At 61.1% G+C, this 23,234-nt stretch carries 21 protein-coding genes, 1 pseudogene and 1 riboswitch; of the genes and pseudogenes, 16 read left to right on the top strand and 6 right to left on the bottom strand.

What is annotated here, in order from left to right; genetic code table 11:
- Positions 1 to 122 precede the first annotated feature (122 nt).
- The 7 genes from msbA to ASC85_RS06410 all read left to right on the top strand — a co-directional run bounded on the left by msbA (position 123) and on the right by ASC85_RS06410 (position 7,605).
- On the top strand, positions 123 to 1,925 hold the full coding sequence (msbA, locus tag ASC85_RS06440; protein WP_057448686.1) for a lipid A export permease/ATP-binding protein MsbA: 1,803 nt from the start codon (positions 123 to 125) through the stop codon (positions 1,923 to 1,925).
- A 183-nt stretch (positions 1,926 to 2,108) separates the two neighbouring features.
- Entirely contained in the window at positions 2,109 to 2,813 is a 705-nt protein-coding gene (locus tag ASC85_RS06435; RefSeq protein WP_057448685.1) for a sulfotransferase family 2 domain-containing protein, read from the top strand.
- Positions 2,806 to 3,408 (top strand): adenylyl-sulfate kinase, encoded by a 603-nt coding sequence (gene cysC / locus ASC85_RS06430; RefSeq protein WP_057448684.1) that lies wholly within the window; start codon positions 2,806 to 2,808, stop codon positions 3,406 to 3,408. The genes ASC85_RS06435 and cysC overlap by 8 nt, the downstream gene beginning before the upstream one ends.
- Positions 3,409 to 3,513: 105 nt before the next feature.
- Positions 3,514 to 4,935, top strand: coding sequence for a bifunctional D-glycero-beta-D-manno-heptose-7-phosphate kinase/D-glycero-beta-D-manno-heptose 1-phosphate adenylyltransferase HldE (gene hldE, locus ASC85_RS06425; protein WP_057448683.1), 1,422 nt, complete (start codon positions 3,514 to 3,516; stop codon positions 4,933 to 4,935).
- 106 nt (positions 4,936 to 5,041) lie between these two features.
- Positions 5,042 to 6,016, top strand: a complete 975-nt coding sequence (locus tag ASC85_RS06420) for a glycosyltransferase family protein (protein ID WP_057448682.1) — start codon at positions 5,042 to 5,044, stop codon at positions 6,014 to 6,016.
- 5 nt (positions 6,017 to 6,021) lie between these two features.
- Positions 6,022 to 6,726, top strand: coding sequence for a hypothetical protein (locus ASC85_RS06415; protein ID WP_057448681.1), 705 nt, complete (start codon positions 6,022 to 6,024; stop codon positions 6,724 to 6,726).
- A 72-nt stretch (positions 6,727 to 6,798) separates the two neighbouring features.
- Complete coding sequence (locus tag ASC85_RS06410) at positions 6,799 to 7,605, top strand: hypothetical protein (RefSeq protein WP_057448680.1); 807 nt, start codon at positions 6,799 to 6,801, stop codon at positions 7,603 to 7,605.
- Between the two features lie 2 nt (positions 7,606 to 7,607).
- On the opposite strand, the gene ASC85_RS06405 is transcribed toward ASC85_RS06410, so the two are convergent.
- The 4 genes from ASC85_RS06405 to ASC85_RS06390 form a co-directional block, all read right to left on the bottom strand.
- A complete protein-coding gene (locus ASC85_RS06405; protein ID WP_003197147.1) occupies positions 7,608 to 8,573 on the bottom strand; it encodes a hypothetical protein in 966 nt (321 codons plus the stop codon).
- Positions 8,574 to 8,607: 34 nt separating this feature from the next.
- Positions 8,608 to 9,420 (bottom strand): aldo/keto reductase, encoded by an 813-nt coding sequence (locus ASC85_RS06400; RefSeq protein ID WP_057448679.1) that lies wholly within the window; start codon positions 9,418 to 9,420, stop codon positions 8,608 to 8,610.
- Complete coding sequence (locus ASC85_RS06395) at positions 9,417 to 10,592, bottom strand: NAD(P)/FAD-dependent oxidoreductase (RefSeq protein ID WP_003197151.1); 1,176 nt, start codon at positions 10,590 to 10,592, stop codon at positions 9,417 to 9,419. The genes ASC85_RS06400 and ASC85_RS06395 overlap by 4 nt, the downstream gene beginning before the upstream one ends.
- A gap of 191 nt (positions 10,593 to 10,783) precedes the next feature.
- Positions 10,784 to 11,116 carry a DMT family transporter gene (locus ASC85_RS06390; RefSeq protein ID WP_003197153.1) on the bottom strand — a complete coding sequence of 111 codons (333 nt, stop codon included), beginning with the start codon at positions 11,114 to 11,116 and terminating at the stop codon, positions 10,784 to 10,786.
- A 103-nt stretch (positions 11,117 to 11,219) separates the two neighbouring features.
- On the opposite strand from ASC85_RS06390, the gene ASC85_RS06385 reads away from it, so the two are divergent.
- Both ASC85_RS06385 and waaA read left to right on the top strand, forming a co-directional pair.
- Entirely contained in the window at positions 11,220 to 12,110 is an 891-nt protein-coding gene (locus tag ASC85_RS06385) for a LysR family transcriptional regulator (RefSeq protein ID WP_018614128.1), read from the top strand.
- A 23-nt stretch (positions 12,111 to 12,133) separates the two neighbouring features.
- Positions 12,134 to 13,414, top strand: a complete 1,281-nt coding sequence (waaA, locus tag ASC85_RS06380) for a lipid IV(A) 3-deoxy-D-manno-octulosonic acid transferase (protein WP_057448678.1) — start codon at positions 12,134 to 12,136, stop codon at positions 13,412 to 13,414.
- Between the two features lie 118 nt (positions 13,415 to 13,532).
- On the opposite strand, the gene ASC85_RS06375 is transcribed toward waaA, so the two are convergent.
- Entirely contained in the window at positions 13,533 to 14,972 is a 1,440-nt protein-coding gene (locus ASC85_RS06375; protein WP_057448677.1) for a TolC family outer membrane protein, read from the bottom strand.
- 156 nt (positions 14,973 to 15,128) lie between these two features.
- Positions 15,129 to 15,234: riboswitch (TPP riboswitch) on the top strand.
- A gap of 175 nt (positions 15,235 to 15,409) precedes the next feature.
- On the opposite strand from ASC85_RS06375, the gene thiC reads away from it, so the two are divergent.
- On the top strand, positions 15,410 to 17,299 hold the full coding sequence (thiC, locus tag ASC85_RS06370; RefSeq protein WP_057448676.1) for a phosphomethylpyrimidine synthase ThiC: 1,890 nt from the start codon (positions 15,410 to 15,412) through the stop codon (positions 17,297 to 17,299).
- Between the two features lie 109 nt (positions 17,300 to 17,408).
- Entirely contained in the window at positions 17,409 to 18,689 is a 1,281-nt protein-coding gene (gene cytX, locus ASC85_RS06365) for a putative hydroxymethylpyrimidine transporter CytX (protein WP_057448675.1), read from the top strand.
- On the opposite strand, the gene ASC85_RS06360 is transcribed toward cytX, so the two are convergent.
- Positions 18,658 to 19,404 carry a DUF3298 domain-containing protein gene (locus tag ASC85_RS06360; protein ID WP_057448674.1) on the bottom strand — a complete coding sequence of 249 codons (747 nt, stop codon included), beginning with the start codon at positions 19,402 to 19,404 and terminating at the stop codon, positions 18,658 to 18,660. The genes cytX and ASC85_RS06360 overlap by 32 nt on opposite strands.
- 214 nt (positions 19,405 to 19,618) lie before the next feature.
- Between ASC85_RS06360 and ASC85_RS06355 the strand changes: the two genes are divergently transcribed.
- The 5 genes and pseudogenes from ASC85_RS06355 to ASC85_RS32985 form a co-directional block, all read left to right on the top strand.
- Entirely contained in the window at positions 19,619 to 20,236 is a 618-nt protein-coding gene (locus ASC85_RS06355) for an NUDIX domain-containing protein (RefSeq protein ID WP_046065568.1), read from the top strand.
- Entirely contained in the window at positions 20,227 to 20,679 is a 453-nt protein-coding gene (locus ASC85_RS06350) for a DUF1249 domain-containing protein (RefSeq protein WP_014336275.1), read from the top strand. The genes ASC85_RS06355 and ASC85_RS06350 overlap by 10 nt, the downstream gene beginning before the upstream one ends.
- A 99-nt stretch (positions 20,680 to 20,778) precedes the next feature.
- On the top strand, positions 20,779 to 21,594 hold the full coding sequence (cpdA, locus tag ASC85_RS06345; RefSeq protein ID WP_057448673.1) for a 3',5'-cyclic-AMP phosphodiesterase: 816 nt from the start codon (positions 20,779 to 20,781) through the stop codon (positions 21,592 to 21,594).
- An 870-nt stretch (positions 21,595 to 22,464) separates the two neighbouring features.
- A pseudogene (locus ASC85_RS32990) lies at positions 22,465 to 22,704 on the top strand (DUF6124 family protein); the annotation flags it as partial.
- A 1-nt stretch (position 22,705) separates the two neighbouring features.
- On the top strand, positions 22,706 to 22,906 hold a 201-nt coding region (locus ASC85_RS32985; RefSeq protein WP_236712331.1), incomplete at its 5' end, for a DUF6124 family protein.
- Positions 22,907 to 23,234 lie beyond the last annotated feature (328 nt).

Genomic DNA, 23,234 nt, shown 5'->3' with positions numbered 1-23,234 from the left:
CATTCTAGGTGATGGCTTTTCGGTGTTTTGCAGACGCGTAACAATAACAGCCTTAGCGGTTTGCCAGAACACCGAAGAAGCTGTGTTAAAGTCAGCCTCCTTTTTATCGATATTCGCGTGATATGGCCGACTCCAGTCTTCCCGCAAGCCCTTCGAGCTTGAAAATCTATTTCCGCCTGCTTGGCTACGTGAAGCCCTATATCGGCTTGTTCGGGCTGAGTATCATCGGGTTCCTGATTTTCGCGTCCACCCAGCCGATGCTCGGCTACATCCTCAAGTATTTCGTCGACGGCCTCTCCAATCCGAACGCGGTGCTGTTTCCGACGGTCCCTTACCTGCGTGACCTGCAGTTGCTACAGGCCGTGCCGCTGCTGATCATCGTCATTGCTGCCTGGCAGGGACTGGGTTCGTATCTGGGCAATTACTTCTTGGCCAAGGTCTCGCTAGGGTTGGTACATGACTTACGGGTGCAGTTGTTCAACAACCTGCTGACCCTGCCCAACCGCTATTTCGACAAACACAACTCGGGCCACCTGATTTCCCGTATCACGTTTAACGTGACCATGGTGACGGGGGCGGCAACGGATGCGATCAAGGTCGTTATCCGTGAAGGCATGACCGTGATCTTCCTGTTCGCGTCACTGTTGTTCATGAACTGGCGCCTGACCCTGGTGATGGTGGCGATCCTGCCATTGATCGCGCTCATGGTCCGCACCGCGAGCAAGAAATTCCGCAAGCAAAGCAAGAAAATCCAGGTTGCGATGGGGGACGTGACCCATGTCGCCTCCGAGACCATCCAGAGTTATCGCGTCGTGCGCAGTTTCGGTGGCGAGGTCTACGAGCAGAAACGCTTCCTCCAGGCCAGCCAGGGCAATACCGACAAGCAGTTGCGCATGACTCGTACCGGTGCGATCTACACGCCGGTGTTGCAACTGGTGATTTACAGCGCCATGGCGGTGCTGATGTTCCTCGTCTTGTATTTGCGTGGAGATGCTTCGGCGGGCGACATGGTGGCCTACATTACCTTGGCCGGTTTGCTGCCCAAGCCGATTCGGCAGCTGTCGGAAGTCAGTTCCACCATCCAGAAAGGCGTGGCGGGGGCCGAAAGCATCTTTGAGCAGTTGGATGTCAAGCCGGAAACCGATACCGGTACCATCGAGCGTGATGCTGTCAGCGGGCGGTTGGACGTGCGCCATCTGAGCTTCACCTACCCGGATACCGACCGGCAGGTACTGAACGACATCAGCTTCTCTGTCGAGCCTGGGCAGATGGTTGCATTGGTGGGGCGTTCGGGCAGCGGTAAATCGACCCTGGCTAATCTGATTCCGCGTTTCTACCACCATGACGCGGGCGAGATACTGCTCGATGGTGTTGAAATCGAACAGTACAAGCTATTGAATCTGCGCCGTCATATTGCCCAGGTGACCCAGCATGTAACGTTGTTCAGCGACACGGTGGCCAACAATATCGCTTATGGCGACCTGGCCGGTGCGCCGCGAGTCGATATCGAGAAAGCGGCTCAGGACGCCTATGCCATGGACTTCATCAGGCAGCTGCCTCAAGGCCTGGACACCCAGGTCGGGGAAAACGGCGTGCTGCTCTCCGGCGGCCAACGCCAGCGCCTGGCCATTGCCAGGGCCTTGTTGAAAAACGCCCCGCTGTTGATTCTGGACGAGGCGACTTCCGCACTGGACACCGAGTCCGAACGGCACATCCAGGCTGCGCTGGACCAGGTGATGAAAGGCCGTACGACCCTGGTGATAGCCCACCGTCTTTCGACCATCGAAAAAGCCGATCTGATCCTGGTGATGGATCAGGGGCGCATTGTCGAGCGCGGGACCCATGGGGAACTCCTGGCGCAGAACGGTTATTACGCACGCCTGAATGCCATGGGGCTGGACGCTCCGGCCCAGGATATCGCCTGAATACAAGTGGAACCTGGGGGGCTGGGCCGGCTCAGCCCCCCAAAGACATTTGTAACAAGGTCGATACCCATATTGACCAATCCACCATAAATCTACGACTCGCGCTTGGTAAGGTTCTGGCCACAGGACTTTCCTGGACTCACCTCTATCATCGAGGGGGCACCCTCTCGCGCGAGTACTTGAATGCTGCAACGTTATCTCTGGAAGCTACTGCCCAAGTCGCAGCGCTCCTTTCTGTTGGGGCGCCTGTCGGTTGTCGACCGACAGGTCGTGAACAAATCGATGTCGGCCAATTGCCGTTTCCCCGAAGCTTTCGCCCAGCGCGGCTGCCTGTTCATCCATGTGCCCAAATGCGCCGGCAGCAGTATTTGCGTGGGGCTTTTCGATGGCTACAGCCCGGGCCACCTGCCGTTGTATTGGTACGAAGAGCAGTTCGCGCAGCAGTACGCCGCCAGTTTCAAGTTTGCCTTTGTTCGTGATCCGCTGGAACGTGCATATTCAGCCTATGCTTTCCTGCGGGGCAACACGTTGGGGCCACGGGATCTTGCGGCCCAGCAACTGGTTGGCCAATACCGCGACTTCGATGATTTCGTCGCGCGTTGGCTGCATCCGGAGAACATCACCCGGCAAATGCATTTCGCTGCCCAGACGGACTTCCTTACCGACTCCCTCGGCCACCTGGCGATGGACTTCATCGGTTATCAGGAATACCTCGGTCGGGACTTTCAGCGAGTATGCGAGCATCTGGGGCTGGCCGCGACGTTGCCCCATGTGAACCACACCCGGCAGCGCGTGGCGGTGCCGGTAAGGGAAATCTGCTCGGTACGGACCCGTCGGTTGGTGCGACGGGTGTACCAACGTGACTACGAGATGCTTGGTTATGAATGAAACGTCAAAGGTATCGATGCAACAGGTGCAGATTCGTCCTTGTGCGCAGGCGCTCACGCCCGAGGATCGGGCCGCCATCAAAGCCCAGCGCCCCCGCTGCATCTGGCTGACCGGGCTGTCGGGGGCGGGCAAGTCGACACTGGCCAATGCCCTGGAAGTGCAGCTCAACCAGCAGGGCTTGCACACGGCCCTGCTCGACGGCGACAACCTGCGCCAGGGGTTGTGTCGGGGCCTGGGCATGGATGCCGAGGCCCGCAAGGAAAATATCCGTCGCATTGCCGAGGTGGCGCGTTTGATGGTCGACGCCGGCCTGATCGTCATCGTTGCCGCCATCTCACCGTTTCGCGCTGACCGGGAAGCGGCCCGACAGTTGTTCCCCGAGGGCACCTTCGTGGAGGTTTATGTGAGTACCCCTTTCGACGTCTGTGCCCAGCGTGACCCGAAGGGGTTGTACCGCGAAGCCCTTGCCGGGCGGATCAAGAATTTCACCGGGCTCGACAGTCCCTACGAGGCGCCGCTTGCGCCGCAATGCCAGCTCGATACCTGCGAGGTGGAGCTGGCCCAGGCCTGTGAGCGAATATTGGCGTTACTGTAAAACTGATGGGGCGTCCCTCCGGCGCCCCGTTGCAGCCATGGACGAGCCTTGCGCCAAGCCTGTGCTAATATCCCCGCCCTGTTCATTTTGTATGTGGGATGCTCCATGAAGTTGTCCATGCCGCGATTCGATCAAGCCCCTGTATTGGTGGTCGGCGATGTCATGCTCGACCGCTATTGGCATGGCGGTACCTCACGGATTTCCCCTGAGGCGCCGGTACCGGTGGTCAAGGTCGAACACATCGAGGATCGCCCCGGTGGTGCCGCCAACGTTGCCCTGAACATCGCCGCCCTTGGCGCGCCGGCCTCCCTGGTGGGCGTGACCGGCGACGACGAGGCTGCCGACAGCCTGACCAATAGCCTCAAGGGCGCCGGCGTGCGGGCGATATTCCAGCGCATCGCGCACCAGCCGACCATCGTCAAGCTGCGGGTCATGAGCCGTCACCAGCAACTGCTGCGCATCGACTTCGAAGAACCTTTCGCCACCGATCCCCTGGCCCTCGGTGCCGAGGTCGACAACCTGCTTGAAGGCATCAAGGTGCTGGTGTTGTCGGACTATGGCAAAGGCGCGTTGAAAAACCACCAGTCGCTGATCCAGGCCGCTCGTGCCCGTGGCATTCCGGTCCTGGCCGATCCCAAGGGCAAGGATTTCTCCATCTACCGTGGTGCCAGCCTGATCACGCCGAATCTCAGTGAATTCGAAACCATCGTCGGCGGTTGTGCCGATGAGCACGAACTGGTGAGCAAAGGCGCGCAACTGATGCAAGACCTCGACCTTGGCGCCTTGTTGGTGACCCGTGGCGAGCATGGCATGACCCTGTTGCGCCCCGATCACCCTGCGTTGCACCTGCCGGCCCGTGCCCGTGAAGTGTTCGACGTGACGGGTGCTGGCGACACCGTGATTTCCACCCTGGCCGCGGCGATCGCTGCTGGCGAGGAATTGCCCCATGCGGTCGCCCTGGCGAACCTGGCGGCAGGCATTGTCGTCGGCAAGCTCGGCACGGCGGCTATCAGCGCCCCCGAGCTGCGTCGCGCCATCCAGCGCGAGGAAGGCTCCGAACGAGGCGTGCTGGGCCTGGAGCAACTGCTGCTGGCTGTTGACGACGCCCGCGCCCACAACGAACGAATCGTCTTCACCAACGGATGCTTCGACATCCTGCACGCCGGCCACGTGACCTACCTCGAGCAGGCCAGGGCCCAAGGCGATCGCCTGATCGTCGCGGTCAACGACGATGCATCCGTGAGCCGTCTCAAAGGGCCTGGGCGCCCGATCAACAGCGTCGACCGGCGCATGGCGGTCCTCGCCGGCCTGGGTGCGGTGGACTGGGTGATCAGCTTCAGCGAGGGAACGCCGGAGAACCTGCTGCGCCAGGTCAAGCCGGATGTGCTGGTCAAGGGCGGTGACTACGGGATTGATCAGGTCGTGGGCGCGGACATCGTCACGGCCTACGGCGGTACCGTGAAGGTGTTGGGGCTGGTGGAAAATAGTTCGACGACGGCTATTGTCGAGAAGATTCGCAGCCGTTGAAGGGATCATTTTGTATTCCAGCGAAGGCCTTATATGGCAAGCGTTGCCTTTGCGGCCTGAGCTTGCTCATGGGCCCAGCTCGTTTCGTTTCGTGGTTAGTTAACTTATGAAAGTCATGCTTCTGGTTATGGATGAACAGCGTGTGATCCTTGATCGATTGTATGCAGTCGTGCGAGAGAATTGCGACGACTGCACAATCTATCGCTTGAGTAAGCCGCAGCAAATGAAACTTGGCAAGTTCCTGGCCTCGGTCAATTATGAAGATTTCGATCGGGTGGTGATTTTTTCGCGGGTCAAGCGCCTGGCACCACAATTGAGCGTATTGAAGTGTATCCCGGGGCTGATCTTCCTGGAGCACGACGCTTATCAGAACTACATGCCTGAAAGTAAATATCAGGGCGTCTACTCGCGTCTGTACCGCCGTTTACCCAGTTGCCGCGCCTTGGTGTCAGGGGCTGTGGTGGCTCGCCGGATGCAAGCCGAGAGCATCGATGCGGTGTTTGTCTCCAAAGGTTATGACGAACAGATGCTGCGCAATACCGACAGTGCCCGCGATATTCCCATTGGTTTTCTCGGCAGTCTCAAGAGCACTGAATATGCTCAACGCAAAGCGCTGCTTGAATCCCTGGTACAGCGCACCGGCATGCTCGTGACACGCACCCAATCGGGGCGCGAGTATCTGGAGACACTCAACCGCATCAAGATATTTGTCAGCGCCGACCTGGGAATGGGGGAGTTCATGATCAAGAACTTCGAGGCCATGGCCTGCGGTTGCGTGTTATTGGCCTGGAGTCAGGGCGAGGAAGATCGACTGCTGGGCTTTGAGGACATGGAAAACACCGTTTTCTATCGTTCCGAGGACGAGGCCGTGCAGAAGCTCGAGCTGCTGCAGCGTGATCCGGAACTGGCCGCGCGGATCGCCCGCAATGGCCAAGCCTTCGCCGAGAGCCGCTATTCTTTTGCGCGTGTCGGGCGGGCCCTGGCCGAGGAAATCCAGCGTGAAATGCGTCCCTGGCAAGCCCCTTCGGCATTCACTCGTGGCTGGGTCAAGCTGCGTTATGGCATGAATGTGCCGGGGTAAACGACATGGCGGATCGTGTACCTCAAATCAGTGATGAGATGGCGCTCGATAGATTGCCGGGCGGTCATCAATCACTGGTGGAGGCATTGCCCCAGGCGTTGAAGGACTGTTTGGAAAGGGCGTCACGGGTGGTGCTGGTGGCGAATAATCCAGCGATCACTGCGGCCGATTTCCAGGCGCTCGATATCGGCAGTGAAGACGTGGTCGTGACTTTCAATACCTGCGTGAAGTCGGCGCTGCTCAGCCCGCGCAGCGTTAATGTGTTCGTCCATGGCTTTAACGCTCCCGACGCCTATTTTTTCGGCCTGCCTTACAACGCCGAGGTCCAGCGATTGTTCGACCAGCCCGACGCACGCTGCTTCACAATGTTGGTGGGGTGCACCGGGGATATGTCGCCGCTGTCGGGCGTGGCCTTGTTTTGGGAGCGCATTCCATTACCACCTTTGTGGAACTATCCGGTCAACAGGGAGGGTGGCAAGCGCTATGTCGGTCCTTCGACGGGCTTCAATGCACTGGTGCTGTTCGATTGGTTGCGCGGCCATGCCGGTTATACCTACCAAATCATGACCCTGGGTTTTTCCAACGAGGCGGGAAAGTTCTGGAGCGGGCACGCTTGGGAATATGAGCGGCAATGGCTGCTCGAGGCCGATGTGAGTGTTGTGCCGTTGCAACGCTGCCGTTGGTGGCAAAGGTGGTTTCGTCGCCCTTGAGTCGCATTGGCAAGTTGAGCCATTTGATGCGATGCCGCCGGGCAATTCTTTTTTACGACAAGGGCAGGACGCGTGTTGAAAGTTGCGCTGGCTTTTTTTGGTATTCCGAGAAACTCGGAAATCTGTTTTCCCTCTATTCAAGAGAATGTCCTGGCACAAATTCCTGCCGGGAGCGAAGTACAGTGTTTTTATCATCTGTACAAAATCGATGAAGTCCGCAATCCGCGTTCGGGGGAGCAAGGTGAACTGAAAGCGGATAACTATGCGCCGTTCAGCACCATGACCGGTCGCCTCGACTCTACCGAGGGGGTCCTGGAGCGCTGGGACTTCGAGCGGGTCAAGTCCTTGGGTGATACCTGGGGGGATGAGCATGCTTCGCTCAGAAACCTGATCTACCAGCTCAACTCCCTGAATGCCGTGACGGCCATGATGGAACCGTTTGATCCGGATTTCGTCGTGTTTGTGCGCCCTGACAATTTCTACCACACAGCGCTTCCGGCCTATGTGTTTGCTCACCCTGATGCACGCAGATTGAATGCCTACATCCCGGACTGGCAATGGTGGGGGGGCTTGAACGACCGTTTCGCTATTTGCGGGCGTGATGCCTACCGAGCCTATGGCAAGCGTATCGAACGTATTTTCGATTTTTGCGAGGCAACAGGCAGGAAACTGCATTCCGAGCGGTTGCTCAAATACGCATTGCAACAAGCACAGGTGAAGGTTTGCACCCTGCCGACCACGGCGTCACGGGTGCGAATCGATGGCGCCTTCGCCGAAGAGTCTTTCTCGCCCAAGCGTGGCATGGGTAAGCGCGAGAATCGCTATTTCCATCTGTTTGCACGGTGGCGAACCTATCTGGATAAGCGGCGTTCCAGTTGACGCTATTTGTGTAGCGTCCCGCGAACCATGCGCATCAGGCCCATGGCTTTTTTGTGCAAGGTGGTCAGGCCTTGGCGACGAGGCGTGTGCACTTCCAGGCCTTGTTTCACCAGCCAATCCTTCCAGCGGATGCGTTCGTCGCGAACCACCCAGCCCTCTTGACTGGCGAAGCTTTCGGCCAGGTGCAGGCCTCGGGTACTGGCCGCAATCAACTGATCACGTTTAAGCGTATAGAGCTCTCCAATCGGCTTGCCATCTTCAAGCGGCATCAGGTACAGGTCGGGCCGTTTGCGATCCAGGCGCGCGACCAACTGGTCGCCTTCCAGACGCTCATCGACGTGAAACAGGCTCAGGGACTTGGCTTCCTTGGGCACATCCAGACGCAAGTCATAAATCAGTTGCAGCGATGCTGTCGGCAGGTGCACGTAGGCCCGTGGTCGCTCGATCAGTTGCAGGTTGGCGCTGCGCACCGGGCGGGCCGAGCCTGAGAGTGGCGTCAGCCGAAACGGCAGGGCTTCGCGGTAATGCAGGGCCGTGGCGTAGGGGGCCGGCAGCCAGGTGTCGTTGAAACGCCCTCCGAGCCAGCCTTCCGGGGTTTCCAGCAGGCATTCTTCGGCGATTTCGCTGATGGCGGTGAGCAGCGGCAGGTTCAGCTCGTGGGCCGGGACGTAGCCGGAAATCAGCTTGAGCACCACATCGCCGCGATCCTGTCGGCGCTGGCGCACCAGTACCCAATAGTCGCGGTTCTGCCAATGCAGGGTCAGGCGCACGGATACGCCCAGGTTTGCCAACTCCAGGGAAAAACGCTCGGTATCGGCCACGGCTACCGGGCGGCGGCGCTGCAAGGTCTGGGCGAAATTCAGCGGCATCCCGACGCTCTGGTAAGTCAGGCCTTCGGGTGTCGCTTCGACGAACAGGGGCAGGGTCTTGAAGTTGCTGGGATTCTTTCTGATGAGCGTACGCGGCATGTCGGCTCCTTCCTTAAGGCCGCGTAGGGCGGCGTCAGTTTTTACGCAGGACCTTGGCTACGGTCGCGACGTTATGGGCGAGGTGCAGCGGATTGATGGTGCCGACAATAGCACTGGCGACACCAGGATGCTCAAACAACAGTTCGAAGCTGGCGCGAACCGGGTCTACCCCGGGGCTCAGGCAGACGTGACCGCTGGCCAGGGCCTTTTTAACCAGGATCGCTTTGCCGTGTTCGCTGGCGTAGTCAATGACAGCCTTTTCGTTCTGTTCGTTCAGATTGTAGGTGACCATCGCGCAATCGCCTTGCTCCAGGGCTTTCAAACCACCGTCGACGGTCTTGCCGGAAAAACCGAAGCCGCCGATCTTGCCCTCGCGCTTGAGCGCCGCCAGGGTCGGGTAGACCTCGCTGTCGTTGAGGATCGCCAGGTCGTTGCCATCCGAATGTACCAGGACCAGGTCGATATAGTCGGTTTCCAGGCGCTTGAGGCTGCGTTCCACCGAAAACCGGGTATGGGCGGCACTGAAGTCGTGGCGCGACTGGCCGTCGCTGAATTCTTCGCCGACCTTGCTGACAATCACCCAGTCCTGGCGTTGGCCGCGCAGCAGCGGGCCGAGGCGCTCTTCGCTGCGGCCATAGGCCGGCGCGGTGTCGATCAGGTTGATACCCAGGTCGCGCGCCAGTTTGAGCAACAGGCGCGCTTCGTCGTCATCGGGGATCCGAAAGCCGTTGGGGTATTTGACGCCTTGGTCTCGGCCGAGCTTGACGGTGCCCAGGCCCAGGGGGGAGACCCGCGGGCCGTCATGGCCCAGGGGGCGATAGAGGTCATGCAGGGTCGGTTGGCTCATGGCAGCAGTTGCTCCCAGGCAGGGACGCCCATCGGCGGCTTCGGCAGGTCCGGCAGTGGGGCCGGGTGGCTTGGCTGGATGCCATCGCGTTGCAGGGCATTGACCACCCGATCGGCGAAGTCCGGGGCCAGGGCCAATTTAGTCGGCCAGCCCACCAGCAGGCGATCCTGTTCGGCGAGGAAGGCGTTGTCCGGGCGGGTCAGGCCCGACTGCAACGGTTCGGCGCGGTCCACCCGCAGCGTGGCCCATTGCGCGGTGCTCAGGTCAATCCAAGGCAGCAATTGGCCGAGTTCTTTCTGGGCGGCGGCGATCTGCGCGGCAGGCTCGCGGGTCACGCCATCGCCTTCGGCCAGATCGCCACCCACGTACCAGACCCATTGGCCATCGGCCGCCGGATGAGTGGTCACGGTGACGCGCGGCTTCGGTCCGCCGCCCAGGCAATGGGCGTAGAGTGGCTTGAGGCTGGGGCCCTTGACCAGGACCATGTGCAGCGGCCGGCGCTGCATGGCTGGCTGGTCCAGGCCCAGGGCGCTGAGCAGGTCAGCGGTGCCGCCCCCGGCGCTGAGGACAATGCGTTGCGCGCGAATCTCGCGGCCGTCGACCTTGAGTCCGATCAGTTCGCCACCTTCGCGCAGCGGTTCGATGTGTTGCCCGGCCAGCAAGCTGTCGCCGGCCAGTTCCGCCAGGCGCGCGATCACGCTCGGCACGTCCACCACCAGTTCGGCCAGGCGATAGACCTTGCCCTTGAAGCGCTTGTCTTGCAGGGCCGGTGGCAACTGGTCGCCCTTGACCTGATCGACCCGCCCGCGCACGGCCTTGCTGGCAAAGAAACTGGTGAGGTTGCCGGCCAGGGTGCCGGGGGACCAGAGGTAATGGGCGTCGGACAGCATGCGCACGCCGGACAGGTCCAGCTCACCTTCACCTTTCAGGGCTTCGCGCCAGCGACGCGGCATGTCGGCGATGGCTTCCGAGGCACCGGTCAGGGCGCCGTGCAAGGCGTACTTGGCGCCACCATGGATAATGCCCTGGGATTTGACACTCTGCCCGCCGCCGAGGCTGGCGCTTTCCACCAGCACGGTCGAAAAACCCTGGCGACGCAGGCGTGCATTCAGCCAGAGGCCGGCGACGCCTGCGCCGACAATCAGAATGTCGGTGGAAATAACGGATGGCATGAGCGACCTCAGTGTTCAAGACGAGGGCGCAGTATACAGACTCGATGCAGAGGGAATTTGTTGACGATCAACCTGTGGGAGCAAAGCTTGCTCGCGATGCAGGCAACTCGATTTCTTTAAGACCGCAGAGCCGTCATCGCGGGCAAGCCTTGCTCCCACACAAGCCTTGTTCCCATAGTTTCTGACTCTTGTTAGTGCCCGGCAGTCTTGGAGAAGAGTTGGATCACGACAACCCCGAGAACAATCAACGCCATCCCCAGCATTGCCGGCACGTCCAGTTTCTGCCCGTAGATGAACAGCGCCGCGACACTGACCATGACGATCCCCAGTCCGGCCCAGACCGCATAGGCCACGCCCACCGGTACGGTGCGCACCACCAGCGTCAGCATCCAGAACGCGGTGCCGTAGCCGACGATGACCAGCAGCAAAGGCAGGGGTGTGCTCAGGCCCTTGATCGCTTTCATCGAAACGGTGGCGATCACTTCGGCACAGATGGCGATGGCCAGGTAGTAGTAGGCGTTCATAGGCGGTTCCTCTTCGACGGTTGCGTCTTTCGATGGGGCCATTCTAGAGATGGGGCAGATGCGGTAAAGTCATTACCTATCTGTAATAGAGATAGGTTGAGCCATGAACGTACAGTGGAACCTGGAGCAATTGCGGCTATTTGTCGGGGTCGCCGAGAAACGTTCGTTTTCAGCTGTGGCCCGGGATCAGCGCAAGGCTCAATCGGCCATCAGCAGTGCGATTGCGTTGCTGGAGGACGACTTGGGGGTAAGCCTGTTCGAGCGCAGCAGCGGTCGTCAGCCCAGGCTCACCGACGCTGGCGAAGCGTTGCTTGAAGAGGCCAGGGAAGTGCTGCGTCAGTGCGAGCGTCTCAATGGCCGGGCCCTGGCCCTGATGCGCGGGCAGGAGGCGTCGCTGCGCCTGGCCCAGGACGAAGCCATGCCCTATCAGCCGGTCATCGACAGCCTGGCGGCCCTGGCCGAGCAATTCCCCACCCTTGAAGTGCAACTGGCCAGCGCCGCCCAAGGCGATGTGGCGCGCAAATTGGTGGAGCGCCGCGCCGACCTCGGCTTGCTGTTCTATCACGACCAGATCCCCGAGGCGCTGGAGCGCCGGGTGCTGGGCAGCGTCGAGATGGTGACGGTGTGCGGCAGGGGCCACCCGCTGGCGAACCATGACTATGTGACCTGCCGGGAAATGGCCCGGCATCGCCAGTTGTTGATGGCGACCCAGTCCAGTGTCTATCCCGGCAGTGAGCAGGCCAGCCCGCAGGTCTGGCGGGCCGACAGTTTCTATGTGCTGGCCGAATGGCTGAGGAGTGGCCTGGGCTGGGCCTGGTTGCCACGGCATGTGGTGCAATACCCGGCGTACCTGGGTGACATGGTTGAACTCAGCAGCGAATGGACCCCGCCGGCCCTGGTGGTGGAACTGGTCTGGCGTCGCGATGAACCCCTGGGCCCGGCCGCGCGTTGGCTGGCGGAACGTTTTGCCGTGCAGTTGCAGGCGATTGGCTGAAAAAGCCGATAAACTCCGCCGCCATGAACAGAACTCTCTATAGCGCGTTGTTTTACCTGGGGCTGCCACTGGTAGCGATTCGGCTGTGGTTGCGGGCCCGCAAGGCGCCGGCTTATGCCCGGCGCATTGGCGAGCGGTTCTCCTGGGGGCTGCCGGTCATGGTGCCGGGGGGCATCTGGGTCCACGCGGTGTCGGTGGGCGAGAGCATCGCCGCCGCGCCAATGATCCGCGCCTTGCTGCAACGTTATCCACAGCTGCCGATCACCGTCACGTGCATGACGCCCACCGGTTCGGAGCGGATCCGGGCGTTGTTCGCCAGCGAGCCGCGCATCCAGCATTGCTATTTGCCTTACGACTTGCCTTGCGCCGCCAAGCGTTTTCTCGACCGGGTTCGCCCGTCCCTGGCGGTGATCATGGAAACCGAGCTGTGGCCCAACCACATTCACCAGTGTGCCAAGCGCGGCATTCCCGTGGCCCTGGCCAACGCGCGGCTGTCGGAGCGTTCGGCACGGGGTTATGCACGTTTTCCCAGGCTCACTCGGCCGATGCTCGCCGAAATGAACCTGTTCGCCGTCCAGACCGAAGCCGAAGCCGAGCGTTTTCGCCAGTTGGGCGCCCGGGCGGAAACCGTCGAGGTCACCGGCTCGATCAAGTTCGACCTGACCATCGACCCGCAACTGCTCGAGGACGCCAGTGCCTTGCGTCGCCAGTGGCAGGCTACCGAGCGCCCGGTGTGGATCGCCGCCAGTACCCATGAGGGCGAGGATGAAGTGGTGTTGGCCGCCCATCGTCGGTTGCTCGAGAGTTATCCCGATGCGTTGCTGATCCTGGTGCCGCGTCATCCCGAGCGCTTCGACGCAGTGCACCAACTGTGTGTAAGCGAAGGGTTGGCCACGGTGCGGCGCTCCAGCGGGCAGCCCGTGACCGCGCAGGCTTCGGTGTTGCTTGGTGACACCATGGGTGAACTGCTGTTTCTCTATGCGTTGGCCGATAGCGCGTTTGTCGGTGGCAGCCTGGTGCCCAACGGTGGGCACAACCTGCTCGAGCCGGCGGCGTTGGCGAAACCGGTGCTCAGCGGGCCGCACTTGTTCAACTTCCTCGAAATCGCCGCGCAACTGCGCGCTGCCGGTGCGCTGGCGGAAGTGGACGATGCCGAAAGCCTGGCCCTGGCGGTGCAGCGTCTGTTCGAACTGCCTCGCGATGCCCAGCGCATGGCCGAGGCGGGGCTTGCGGTGATGCGCACCAATCAGGGCGCGTTGCAGCGGTTGCTGGATGGGTTGGGGCGGTTGCTCGCCGGACAGTGATCGTTCCCACGCTCTGCGTGGGAATGCCTCCACGGACGCTCTGCGTTCGGCTTTGGAGGGGCCGCGGAGCGTCCCGGGCTGCATTCCCACGCAGAGCGTGGGAACGATCGGCACTTAATTATTGCGTCGGCCGTGAGCGCAATTGCTCCGCTGCTGCCTGGGCCAGGTCCGGCGGCAGGAAGTCGCGGTCGGGGTTGTAGTCGGGCTTGAGGTAGCGCGACAGGTCCTGCAAGTCCGCCGGGCTCAACGTCCCGGCCGCCTGCTTGAGACGCAGGTTGTCGAGGATGTAGTCGTAGCGGGCGTTGTTGTAGTTGCGTACCGAGGTGTACAGCTGACGCTGGGCATCGAGCACATCGACGATGTTGCGGGTACCCACCTGGTAGCCGATTTCCGTGGCTTCCACCGCGCTCTGGTTGGAGATGATCGACTGGCGCCGGGCCTGGACCTGTTCCACGTCGGTGTTTACCGCGCGGTGCAGGTTGCGGGTGTTTTCCACTACCTGCCGGCGCAGGCCTTCGCGTTGCTGCTCGGTCTGGGTGAGCTGCGAGTAGGACTCACGCACTTGGGAGCTGGTCAGTCCGCCGCTGTAGATCGGGATGCTCAGTTGCAGGCCGATGGTGCGTTGCTCGGCATCGCCGCCATAACGCTGGCCTGTGGGGTTCGGGTTGGTGAAACCGAGGCCGTCGTTGTCGCCTTTTTTGTACTGGGCTATCGCATCGAGGGTCGGCGCATGGCCAGCCTTGCGTTGGCGCAGGGTGTCCTCGGCGGCATCGACGGCGTAGTTGCTGGCCAGCAGGTTCAGGTTCTGCTTGGCCGCCGTGTCGACCCAGGCTTTGGCATCGTTCGGCGTCGGCGGCAGGATCGGCAGGGTGTGGACGATGCCCTGGAGCGAGTTGTACTGGCGGTTGGTCAGGGTGATCAAGGCTTCGAAGGCATCGTCGACCTGGCGCTGGGCGAGGATCCGGTTGGCCCGTGCTGTGTCGTAGCTGGCCTGGGATTGCAGCACGTCGGTTTTGTCCGACAGGCCTACGTCGAAGCGTTCGTTGGATTGGTCGAGCTGGCGCTTGAACGCGGCCTCCTCGGCCTTGGTCGAGGCCAGGTTGTCCTGGCTGCGCAGCACGTTGAAGTAGCTCTCGGCGCTTTGCAGGATCATGTTCTGTTCAGTGGCCGACAGTTGCAGCGACGCTTGTTCGTCGACGGACTTTGCCGCCTGGAGCTGGAACCAGCGGTCGGCGCGGAAAATCGGCTGGGACAGCGTCGCCTGGTAAACCGTGGAACTGCGGTTGGCGGTCATCGCCGGCTGGTCAAGCTCAGTACGCGTGTTGTTCAGATCGGCGCCGGCCGAAAGGTTGGGCAACAACCCGGCGCGAGCCTGGGGCACCACTTCCTTCTGGGCGCCATACTGGGCGCGGGCAGCGGCCAGGTCGGCGTTGTTGTCCACCGCTTCCTGATACACGCTCACCAGATCGGTTTTGGTGGTCAAGGGCGCTTCGGCGGCCCAGGCCATTGCGTTGGACGCACAAGAGACGGCCAGGGCCAGTGAAAGTTTGCGCAGCATGAGGCTATCCCTAGTTCGCAAATGAGTGCGCATAAGTGGCGCGCGGCGTAGCGAGTGTAGTTGCGCCTGCGCGCGGCAACAATCCTGTATATGCGCCATTCATCACGCCTTTTGCCCTGGCGATGGCGTTCTCTCGTGGTTGTGTCTAGACTGGCCGGGTTCTTGTCGGGGTGCCTTGCTATGAGGCTGAGATCGAATAATTTCGGATCCCGTTGAACCTGATCAGGTTAGCGCCTGCGTAGGGAACAAGATTTCTCGTCACCCGGCGAGTCCTCTTGTGCTTCGTCCGGGATGTTGTTCGACCATCGACTTTCGATTTTCGAACATGCTCGAGCAGCAAGCACAGCGTCCGCACTTTCGTGCAGGGACGCGTCCATTCGTTACAGGTTCGCTCCGACAAAAATCCACTGCCTGGATGTGTGTCTGGAGAGCCCGTGATGACGACAAAATCAAAAAACGCGACCAACCTGAGTGAATCGGCCCAGGTCGATCAGCAATCGGTTCAGCCCTTTACCCGCTCGCAAAAAATCTATGTCCAGGGCAGCCGCCCGGATATCCGCGTGCCCATGCGCGAAATCAGCCTCGACGTGACCCCCACCGACTTCGGCGGCGAAATCAACGCGCCGGTCGTGGTGTACGACACCTCGGGCCCCTACACCGACCCGAACGTGATCATCGACGTGCGCAAAGGCCTGGCCGACGTGCGCTCTTCGTGGATCGAAGCCCGTGGCGACACCGAGCGCCTGGCGGGCCTGAGCTCCAACTTCGGCCAGGAACGCCTGGCCGACCCCGAGCTGACCAAGCTGCGCTTTGCCCACGTGAACAACCCGCGTCGCGCCAAGCCGGGTGCCAACGTCAGCCAGATGCACTACGCGCGCAAAGGCATCATCACCGCCGAGATGGAATACGTCGCCATCCGCGAAAACATGAAGCTGGAAGTCGCCCGCGCCGCTGGCCTGCTGGACCAGCAACACGCCGGCCACAGCTTCGGCGCCAGCGTGCCGAAAGTCATCACCCCGGAATTCGTGCGTGACGAAATCGCCCGTGGTCGCGCGATCATCCCGGCCAACATCAACCACACCGAACTGGAACCGATGATCATCGGCCGTAACTTCCTGGTGAAGATCAACGGCAACATCGGCAACAGTGCGCTGGGTTCGTCCATCGAAGAAGAAGTGGCGAAACTGACCTGGGGCATCCGCTGGGGTTCGGACACGGTCATGGACCTGTCCACCGGCAAGCACATCCATGAAACCCGCGAGTGGATCATCCGCAACTCGCCGGTACCGATCGGCACGGTGCCGATCTACCAGGCCCTGGAAAAAGTCGGCGGCGTGGCTGAAGACCTGACCTGGGAGCTGTTTCGCGACACGCTGATCGAACAGGCCGAGCAGGGCGTCGACTACTTCACCATCCACGCCGGCGTGTTGCTGCGCTATGTGCCGATGACCGCCAAGCGCGTCACCGGTATCGTCAGTCGTGGCGGTTCGATCATGGCCAAGTGGTGCCTGGCGCACCACAAAGAGAACTTCCTCTACACCCACTTCGAAGACATCTGCGAAATCATGAAGGCCTACGACGTCAGCTTCTCGCTGGGCGATGGCCTGCGTCCGGGCTCGATTGCCGACGCCAACGACGAAGCGCAGTTCGGTGAGCTGGAAACCCTCGGCGAGCTGACCAAGATTGCCTGGAAGCACGACGTGCAATGCATGATCGAAGGCCCCGGCCACGTGCCGATGCAGTTGATCAAAGAGAACATGGACAAGCAGCTCGAGTGCTGCGACGAGGCGCCGTTCTACACCCTCGGCCCGCTGACCACCGACATTGCGCCGGGCTACGACCACATCACCTCCGGCATCGGTGCGGCGATGATCGGCTGGTTCGGTTGCGCCATGCTCTGCTACGTCACGCCGAAGGAACACCTCGGCTTGCCGAACAAGGATGACGTGAAGACCGGGATCATCACCTACAAAATCGCCGCCCACGCAGCCGACCTTGCCAAGGGCCACCCGGGCGCGCAGATCCGTGACAACGCCTTGAGCAAGGCGCGTTTCGAGTTCCGTTGGGAAGACCAGTTCAACCTCGGCCTGGACCCGGACACCGCCCGCTCGTACCACGACGAAACCCTGCCGAAGGACTCGGCCAAGGTGGCGCATTTCTGCTCGATGTGCGGGCCGAAATTCTGCTCGATGAAAATCACCCAGGAAGTGCGCGAGTACGCGGCCAACCAGCGCATTGAAGCGGTGGATGTCGACGTTGCCCAGGGCCTGGCGGAGCAGGCTGAGCGGTTCAAGAAGGAAGGTAGTCAGCTTTATAAGAAAGTTTAAGCGGCAAGCGGCAAGCTGCAAGTTAGAAGCAAAAGCGCGATCTGCTTTTTCTTGAAGCTTGCAGCTTGCAACTTATAGCTTGCAGCCCTCTCCCACCGAGATCCTTCTCTTGAACACTTATTCTCCCGACATCGCGGTCCCCACCGACAAACGCGTCTTCGGCGCTCGCGATCTGTTTTCCCTGTGGTTCTCCCTGGGTATCGGCCTGATGGTCTTGCAGGTCGGCGCCTTGCTCGCGCCGGGCCTGGGCTTGAGTGGTTCGTTGCTGGCGATTTTCCTCGGCACGCTGGTGGGCGTCCTGCTGCTGGCGGCCGTCGGCGTGATCGGCAGCGACACCGGCCTGTCGGCCATGGCCGCGCTGAAGCTCAGCCTCGGCGGCAAGGGCGCGAGCGTGCCGGCGGTGTTGAACCTGCTGCAGCTGATCGGCTGGGGTTCGTTCGAAATCATCGTCATGCGTGATGCCGCCAGCCTGCTCGGTGCCCGAGCCTTCAGCGAAGGCAGCCTGGGCTCCAATCCACTGCTGTGGACACTGTTCTTCGGTGCCCTGGCGACTCTGCTCGCGGTCAGTGGGCCGTTGACGTTCGTGCGCAAGGTCCTGCGCAAGTGGGGTATCTGGCTGCTGCTGGCGGCGTGTATCTGGCTGACCTGGAACCTGTTCGCCAAGGCTGATCTGGTCGCGCTGTGGGCCCAGGCGGGCGACGGCTCGATGCCGTTGGCGGTGGGATTCGATATCGCCATTGCGATGCCGCTGTCCTGGCTGCCGCTGATCGCTGACTACTCGCGTTTCGGCAAGCGCGCCAAGAATGTCTTCGGCGGTACTGCCGTGGGATTCTTCATCGGTAACTTCTGGCTGATGAGCCTGGGTGTGGCCTACACCTTGGCGTTCGCGCCAAGCGGTGAAGTCAACGCGTTGCTACTAGCCTTGGCGGGCGCCGGGCTGGGCATTCCGTTGCTGCTGATTCTGCTGGATGAGTCGGAAAACGCCTTCGCCGATATTCACTCGGCGGCGGTTTCCAGTGGCATGTTGTCGGGGCTGAAGGTCGAGCACCTGGCCTTGGCGATCGGCGTGCTCTGCACCCTGATCGCCTGCTTCGCACCGTTGGCGCAATACCAGAACTTCCTGTTGCTGATCGGCTCGGTGTTCGCACCGCTGTTCGGCGTGGTGCTGGTGGATCACTTCATCCTGCGCAAACGCAGCAGCCAAGTGGTGTCAGCCGCGTTGCGCTGGCCGGCCCTGTTGGCCTGGTTGGGTGGGGTGAGCACTTATCACTTGCTGGCCAACTTCTATCCGGACATCGGAGCAACCCTGCCTTCGCTGATTCTGGCAGGGTTGCTGCAACTGTTGCTGGGCCGGGCTTTCAGCTACGGCCGGGGAACAGCTCGGGCTTGAGGATGCCATTGAGGCGTGGGTAGGCGATCTTCAATTCGATGTGGCCCAGGGCGTATGGCGCGATGGTGCTCACTTCGTACTTGAGGATCACCCCGCCGTAGGTCAGCGCCACGTGTGGGGTTTTCTGGAAGGACCACTGTTTCAGGAACTCGGGTTCCTGATCCAGCTTGGTGCTGATCAGCCAACTGTTGTGGGCGACCTGGGCGGCTTTCCAGAAGGCTTCTTCCTGGCCCGGCAGCAGCATGTCCGACAGTGTCAGCACCTTGTGTTGCTGGCGCGAATAGTTGATGAAGCCGCGACCCGGCGTGCCGTGGGCGCCGCCGGTGTCCAGGTAGCTGGACAATTCGATGATCACCAGGCCGTCATGTTGCTCACGTACCTTGGCCTGCAAATAACTGCTGTTGCGGGGGGCGGCGTTGCGCAGGAACTGCTCGCGATAGGCGGCAAGCGTCGGCGCCGCCGGGGCGTCCGGCGCGGGGCGGGTCATTTGCAGCAGGCGTTTTTCAACGATGCCGTCCAGGGCCGGCTCGGCGGGAAAGTGCAGGGTATCGATGTTCACCAACGGGCAGTCGGCACTGGCGCAACCTTGTTGCAGCTGTTCCGACGCGTCGCGGGTGGTTTCCAGCGGTGCGCGGTAATTGGGTTGGAACAGGCTTTGGCAAGCGCCCAGGGTCAGGGCAATGGCGGCCACGGAGGCAGTTTTGAAAAGCGACATGGGCGTCCTTCATGGAACAGGGAAAGGCGAAAAGTTACCCGCTTCGACTGCCAGCAGGACAATCAGTTCGCCACTAAGCTCATTAGAGTTCTTTCATCTTCTGCCGTCCATCCCGATGAGTGGAAAGGGGCTGCATCAAAGGGTACGGGCGCGTTAGGATGGCGCGAAGCCGAGGTTGGAACCTCGTATTGATCCACTGCACACGAGGATTGTCATGACCGATTTCGCCAACGCCACACCGAACGCCGTGGAAATCGTCAAGCGCGAGAGCTGCTTCCAGGGTTTCTACAAGCTCGACCGTGTGCATCTGCGCCATGAGTTGTTTGCCGGTGGCATGAGTCGTGAAATCAGCCGTGAATTGTTCGTGCGCCATGACGCGGTCTGCGTGCTGCCTTACGACCCGCAACGCGATGAAGTGGTGCTCATCGAGCAGTTTCGCGTCGGCGCCATGGGCAAGACCGGCAATCCCTGGCTGGTGGAACTGGTGGCCGGCCTGATCGACAAGGACGAGCAACCGGAAGAAGTTGCTCATCGTGAAGCGCAGGAGGAAGCTGGGCTTGCCTTCGCTGCGCTTTGGCCGATGACCAAGTATTTTCCATCTCCGGGCGGCAGCGATGAATTCGTTCATTTGTACCTGGGGCGTTGCGACAGCAAGGGGGCGGGCGGGCTGCATGGCCTGGCGGAAGAGGCGGAAGATATCCGCGTCAAAGTCTGGTCTTTCGAAGATGCCCTGCAAGCTGTGCGCGACGGACAAATCTGCAATGCACCGAGCATCATCGCCCTGCAATGGCTGGCCTTGAACCGCGAGGAAGTGAGGGGGCTATGGTCCTGAACAAGCTGCGCGATCGCTATCGCGTCGATCTGGTGGGGTTGCAGGCCGCCTGCGAGGCCAACTACGCCCGCCTGATGCGCTTGTTGCCGGACATGCGCAACGATCCGGCGCCACGGCGCATCGCCGTGACCCATGGCGACCAGATGCTGGGCGTGCTGGCTCTGGAAGTGCTGCAGGCCTGTCCCTACACCACCACGCTGCAAGTGCGCCAGGAGCACAGCCTGCCCTGGCTGCCGGTGCCGCAGCTGGAGGTCCAGGTCTATCACGATGCGCGCATGGCCGAAGTCGTCAGCGCCGAACATGCACGACGCTTTCGCGGCATCTATCCTTACCCCAATGCCTCAATGCACCAGCCGGATGAAAAAGCCCAGTTGAACCTGTTCCTGGGCGAGTGGCTGAGTCATTGCCTGGCGCTGGGCCACGAGTTCGAAGTCGTTCGGTAGTTGTGAACCGGTTCCGGTTCGCGGGTTTCCCCTTTCGATCATCCCCCAGCATAATTGCGGCTTCATGCAACGGCGTGACTGCGCCTGGGAGAGAGCGATTTGCCGAGCGTATCCAGCTTGACCACTGCCGATGCGGCGTTGCTGGTCCAACTGTCTGACAGCCATTTGTTCGCCGAGGCCGATGCCTCGCTGCTGGGCATGAATACCCGCGACAGTTTGCGTGCGGTCATCGATTTGGTGCTCAAGCAGCAGCCGGACATTGACCTGATGCTCGCCACCGGGGATCTGTCCCAGGACGGCACGCTGGAGTCCTACGCGGCGTTTCGGCAATTGACTGCGCGAATCGATGCGCCGGCGCGGTGGATTCCGGGTAACCATGATGAGCCGCAGGTGATGCTTGAGGCGGCGGTCAAGAGCACGTTGCTCGATCCGGTGGTGGACATTGGCAACTGGCGCGTGACGATGCTCGATTCCGCCGTGCCTGGTTCGGTGCCGGGGTTTTTGGCCGAGGAGCAGTTGATTCTGTTGGCCAATGCCTTGAGCGAGGCGCCGGAGCGGCATCATCTGGTGTGTCTGCATCATCATCCGGTGTCGATTGGGTGTGCGTGGATGGAGTCGATCGGGTTGCGTAATCCGGAGGCGCTGTTTGCGGTGCTGGATCGGTTTCCCCAGGTGCGGGCGGTCTTGTGGGGGCATGTGCATCAGGAGGTTGACCGGACGCGCGAGGGGGTTCGTTTGTTGGCTTCGCCTTCGACCTGTATTCAGTTTGAGCCGGGGAGTGAGGATTTTGCGGTGGGCTCGCAGGCGCCTGGGTATCGGTGGTTGCGGTTGTTGCCGGATGGGCGGTTGGAGACGGGGGTTGAGCGGGTGGTTGGGTTTGCTTTCACCCCGGACTATGGCTCCAACGGGTATTGAGGACGAGGCGGCGTGATAGCTGGCCTATTTCTCACTGCTGTACTCCGATCCAATTGTGGGAGCGAGCTTGCTCGCGATGTCGGCTTGACTGAGTACATATCCATTGCTGCGGTAACGGCTGCTTCGGGTTCCGCCCTGACGGCGGCTCACTTTTTTTCAAACGCCAAAAAAAGTAAGCAAAAAAGGCTTGCCCCACCACTCGGTGCCTCGCCGAAGGGCCATCCATGGCCCAGCGCGGCTATCCCGGCATCCATGCCGGGATGCCCACTCCACAATGCCTGCGTTCGGCCATCGTGGTTAACGGGGCCTCAAGATCAAAAGCCAAGCCGAGGCGGCCTTAAAGCCGACCTGGCTCTCCTAGTCGTACACCTGTCAGGTCTGTGGGAGCAAAGCTTGCTCGCGAGGCGGCCTTATAGCCGACCAGACTCTCTCGCTCGTACACCCGTCAGATCTGTGGGATCGGCAGTGGTCGCAAATTCCTAGGTCACACTGACCCAATGTGGGAGCGAGCCTGCTCGCGAAGGCGGCGGCACATACAACATGGATGCAAGCAGACCCACCGCTATCGCGAGCAAGCTCGGCTCCCACAGGGATCGGCGGTGGACACGGATCTTATAAACGACCCAAAACCTGTGTGGGAGCGAGCTTGCTCGCGATGGCGGCCTGACAGCCGACCAGGATTGTGGGAATGGTCGGACAATCCTCCGGGCTGCAGCAGATTTTTCCGACGAGCTCTGGCGGTTGCTGGGTGGGAAGGGCTGTCGCTAACCTTTTCCCGTCGCTGAAAGTTCAGCGGCCGGGCCTGGAAACCCGAAAGTAGAAGGGCGTTATTTCAATCCTAGTGGAGCGCCAACATGTCTGAAGATAACTCTGGGCCAACAAAAAACGATTCCATTTCCCGAAGCCAGCCAGATTCCCCCGATCCTCGATGAAGCCGCCAAGCGCGCCATCGACCATTATCTTGACCCCAAACCTCAAGCCAAAAAGAAAAAGCCCTCAGGCCAGCTGTTCACCGTCGTGGACGGTGTCGACACCGAAAGCCTGCTGGCCAACCTCAGCGAAACTTTGGCCTCAGCCGATGCCATGGTCAGCGACCTTGCCTTCGACCTGNACCGTCGTGGACGGTGTCGACACCGAAAGCCTGCTGGCCAACCTCAGCGAAACTTTGGCCTCAGCCGATGCCATGGTCAGCGACCTTGCCTTCGACCTGAAAGGCTCGCGACGCCATGTTGCCCTTGGCATTCAGCAACTGATCGAGCTGGGCGCTTTATTGGCGAATCGGATGCTGGACAACGTCAATACACAATCCTGACCACACCGCGCGCAGAGGCGAGCAAGATCGCTCCCACAATTGGACCGGAGTACGACCGGGAGAACCAGGTCGGTTGTCAGGCCGCCTCGCGAGCAAGCTTTGCTCCCACAGATCTGACGGGCGTACTACCGGGAGAGCCAGGTCGGCTACTAGGCCGCCTCGTGGTGGACGTTGATCTCGGCGCCCCGTTAACCACGCTGGCCGAACGCAGGTATTGCGTAGTGGGCATCCCGGCATGGATGCCGGGTTAGCCGCGCTGGGCCCAGAGTGTGTAAAAACACCGAAGCCAACCCTTGCTATGATTCCCCCAGGATTTCATCGCAAGGGC

The sequence above is a fragment of the Pseudomonas sp. Root401 genome (assembly GCF_001425105.1).
Classification (GTDB): Bacteria; Pseudomonadota; Gammaproteobacteria; order Pseudomonadales; family Pseudomonadaceae; genus Aquipseudomonas; species Aquipseudomonas brassicacearum.
Note: the sequence above shows the minus strand (reverse complement) of the source record. Positions and strands in the feature narration are given on the sequence as shown.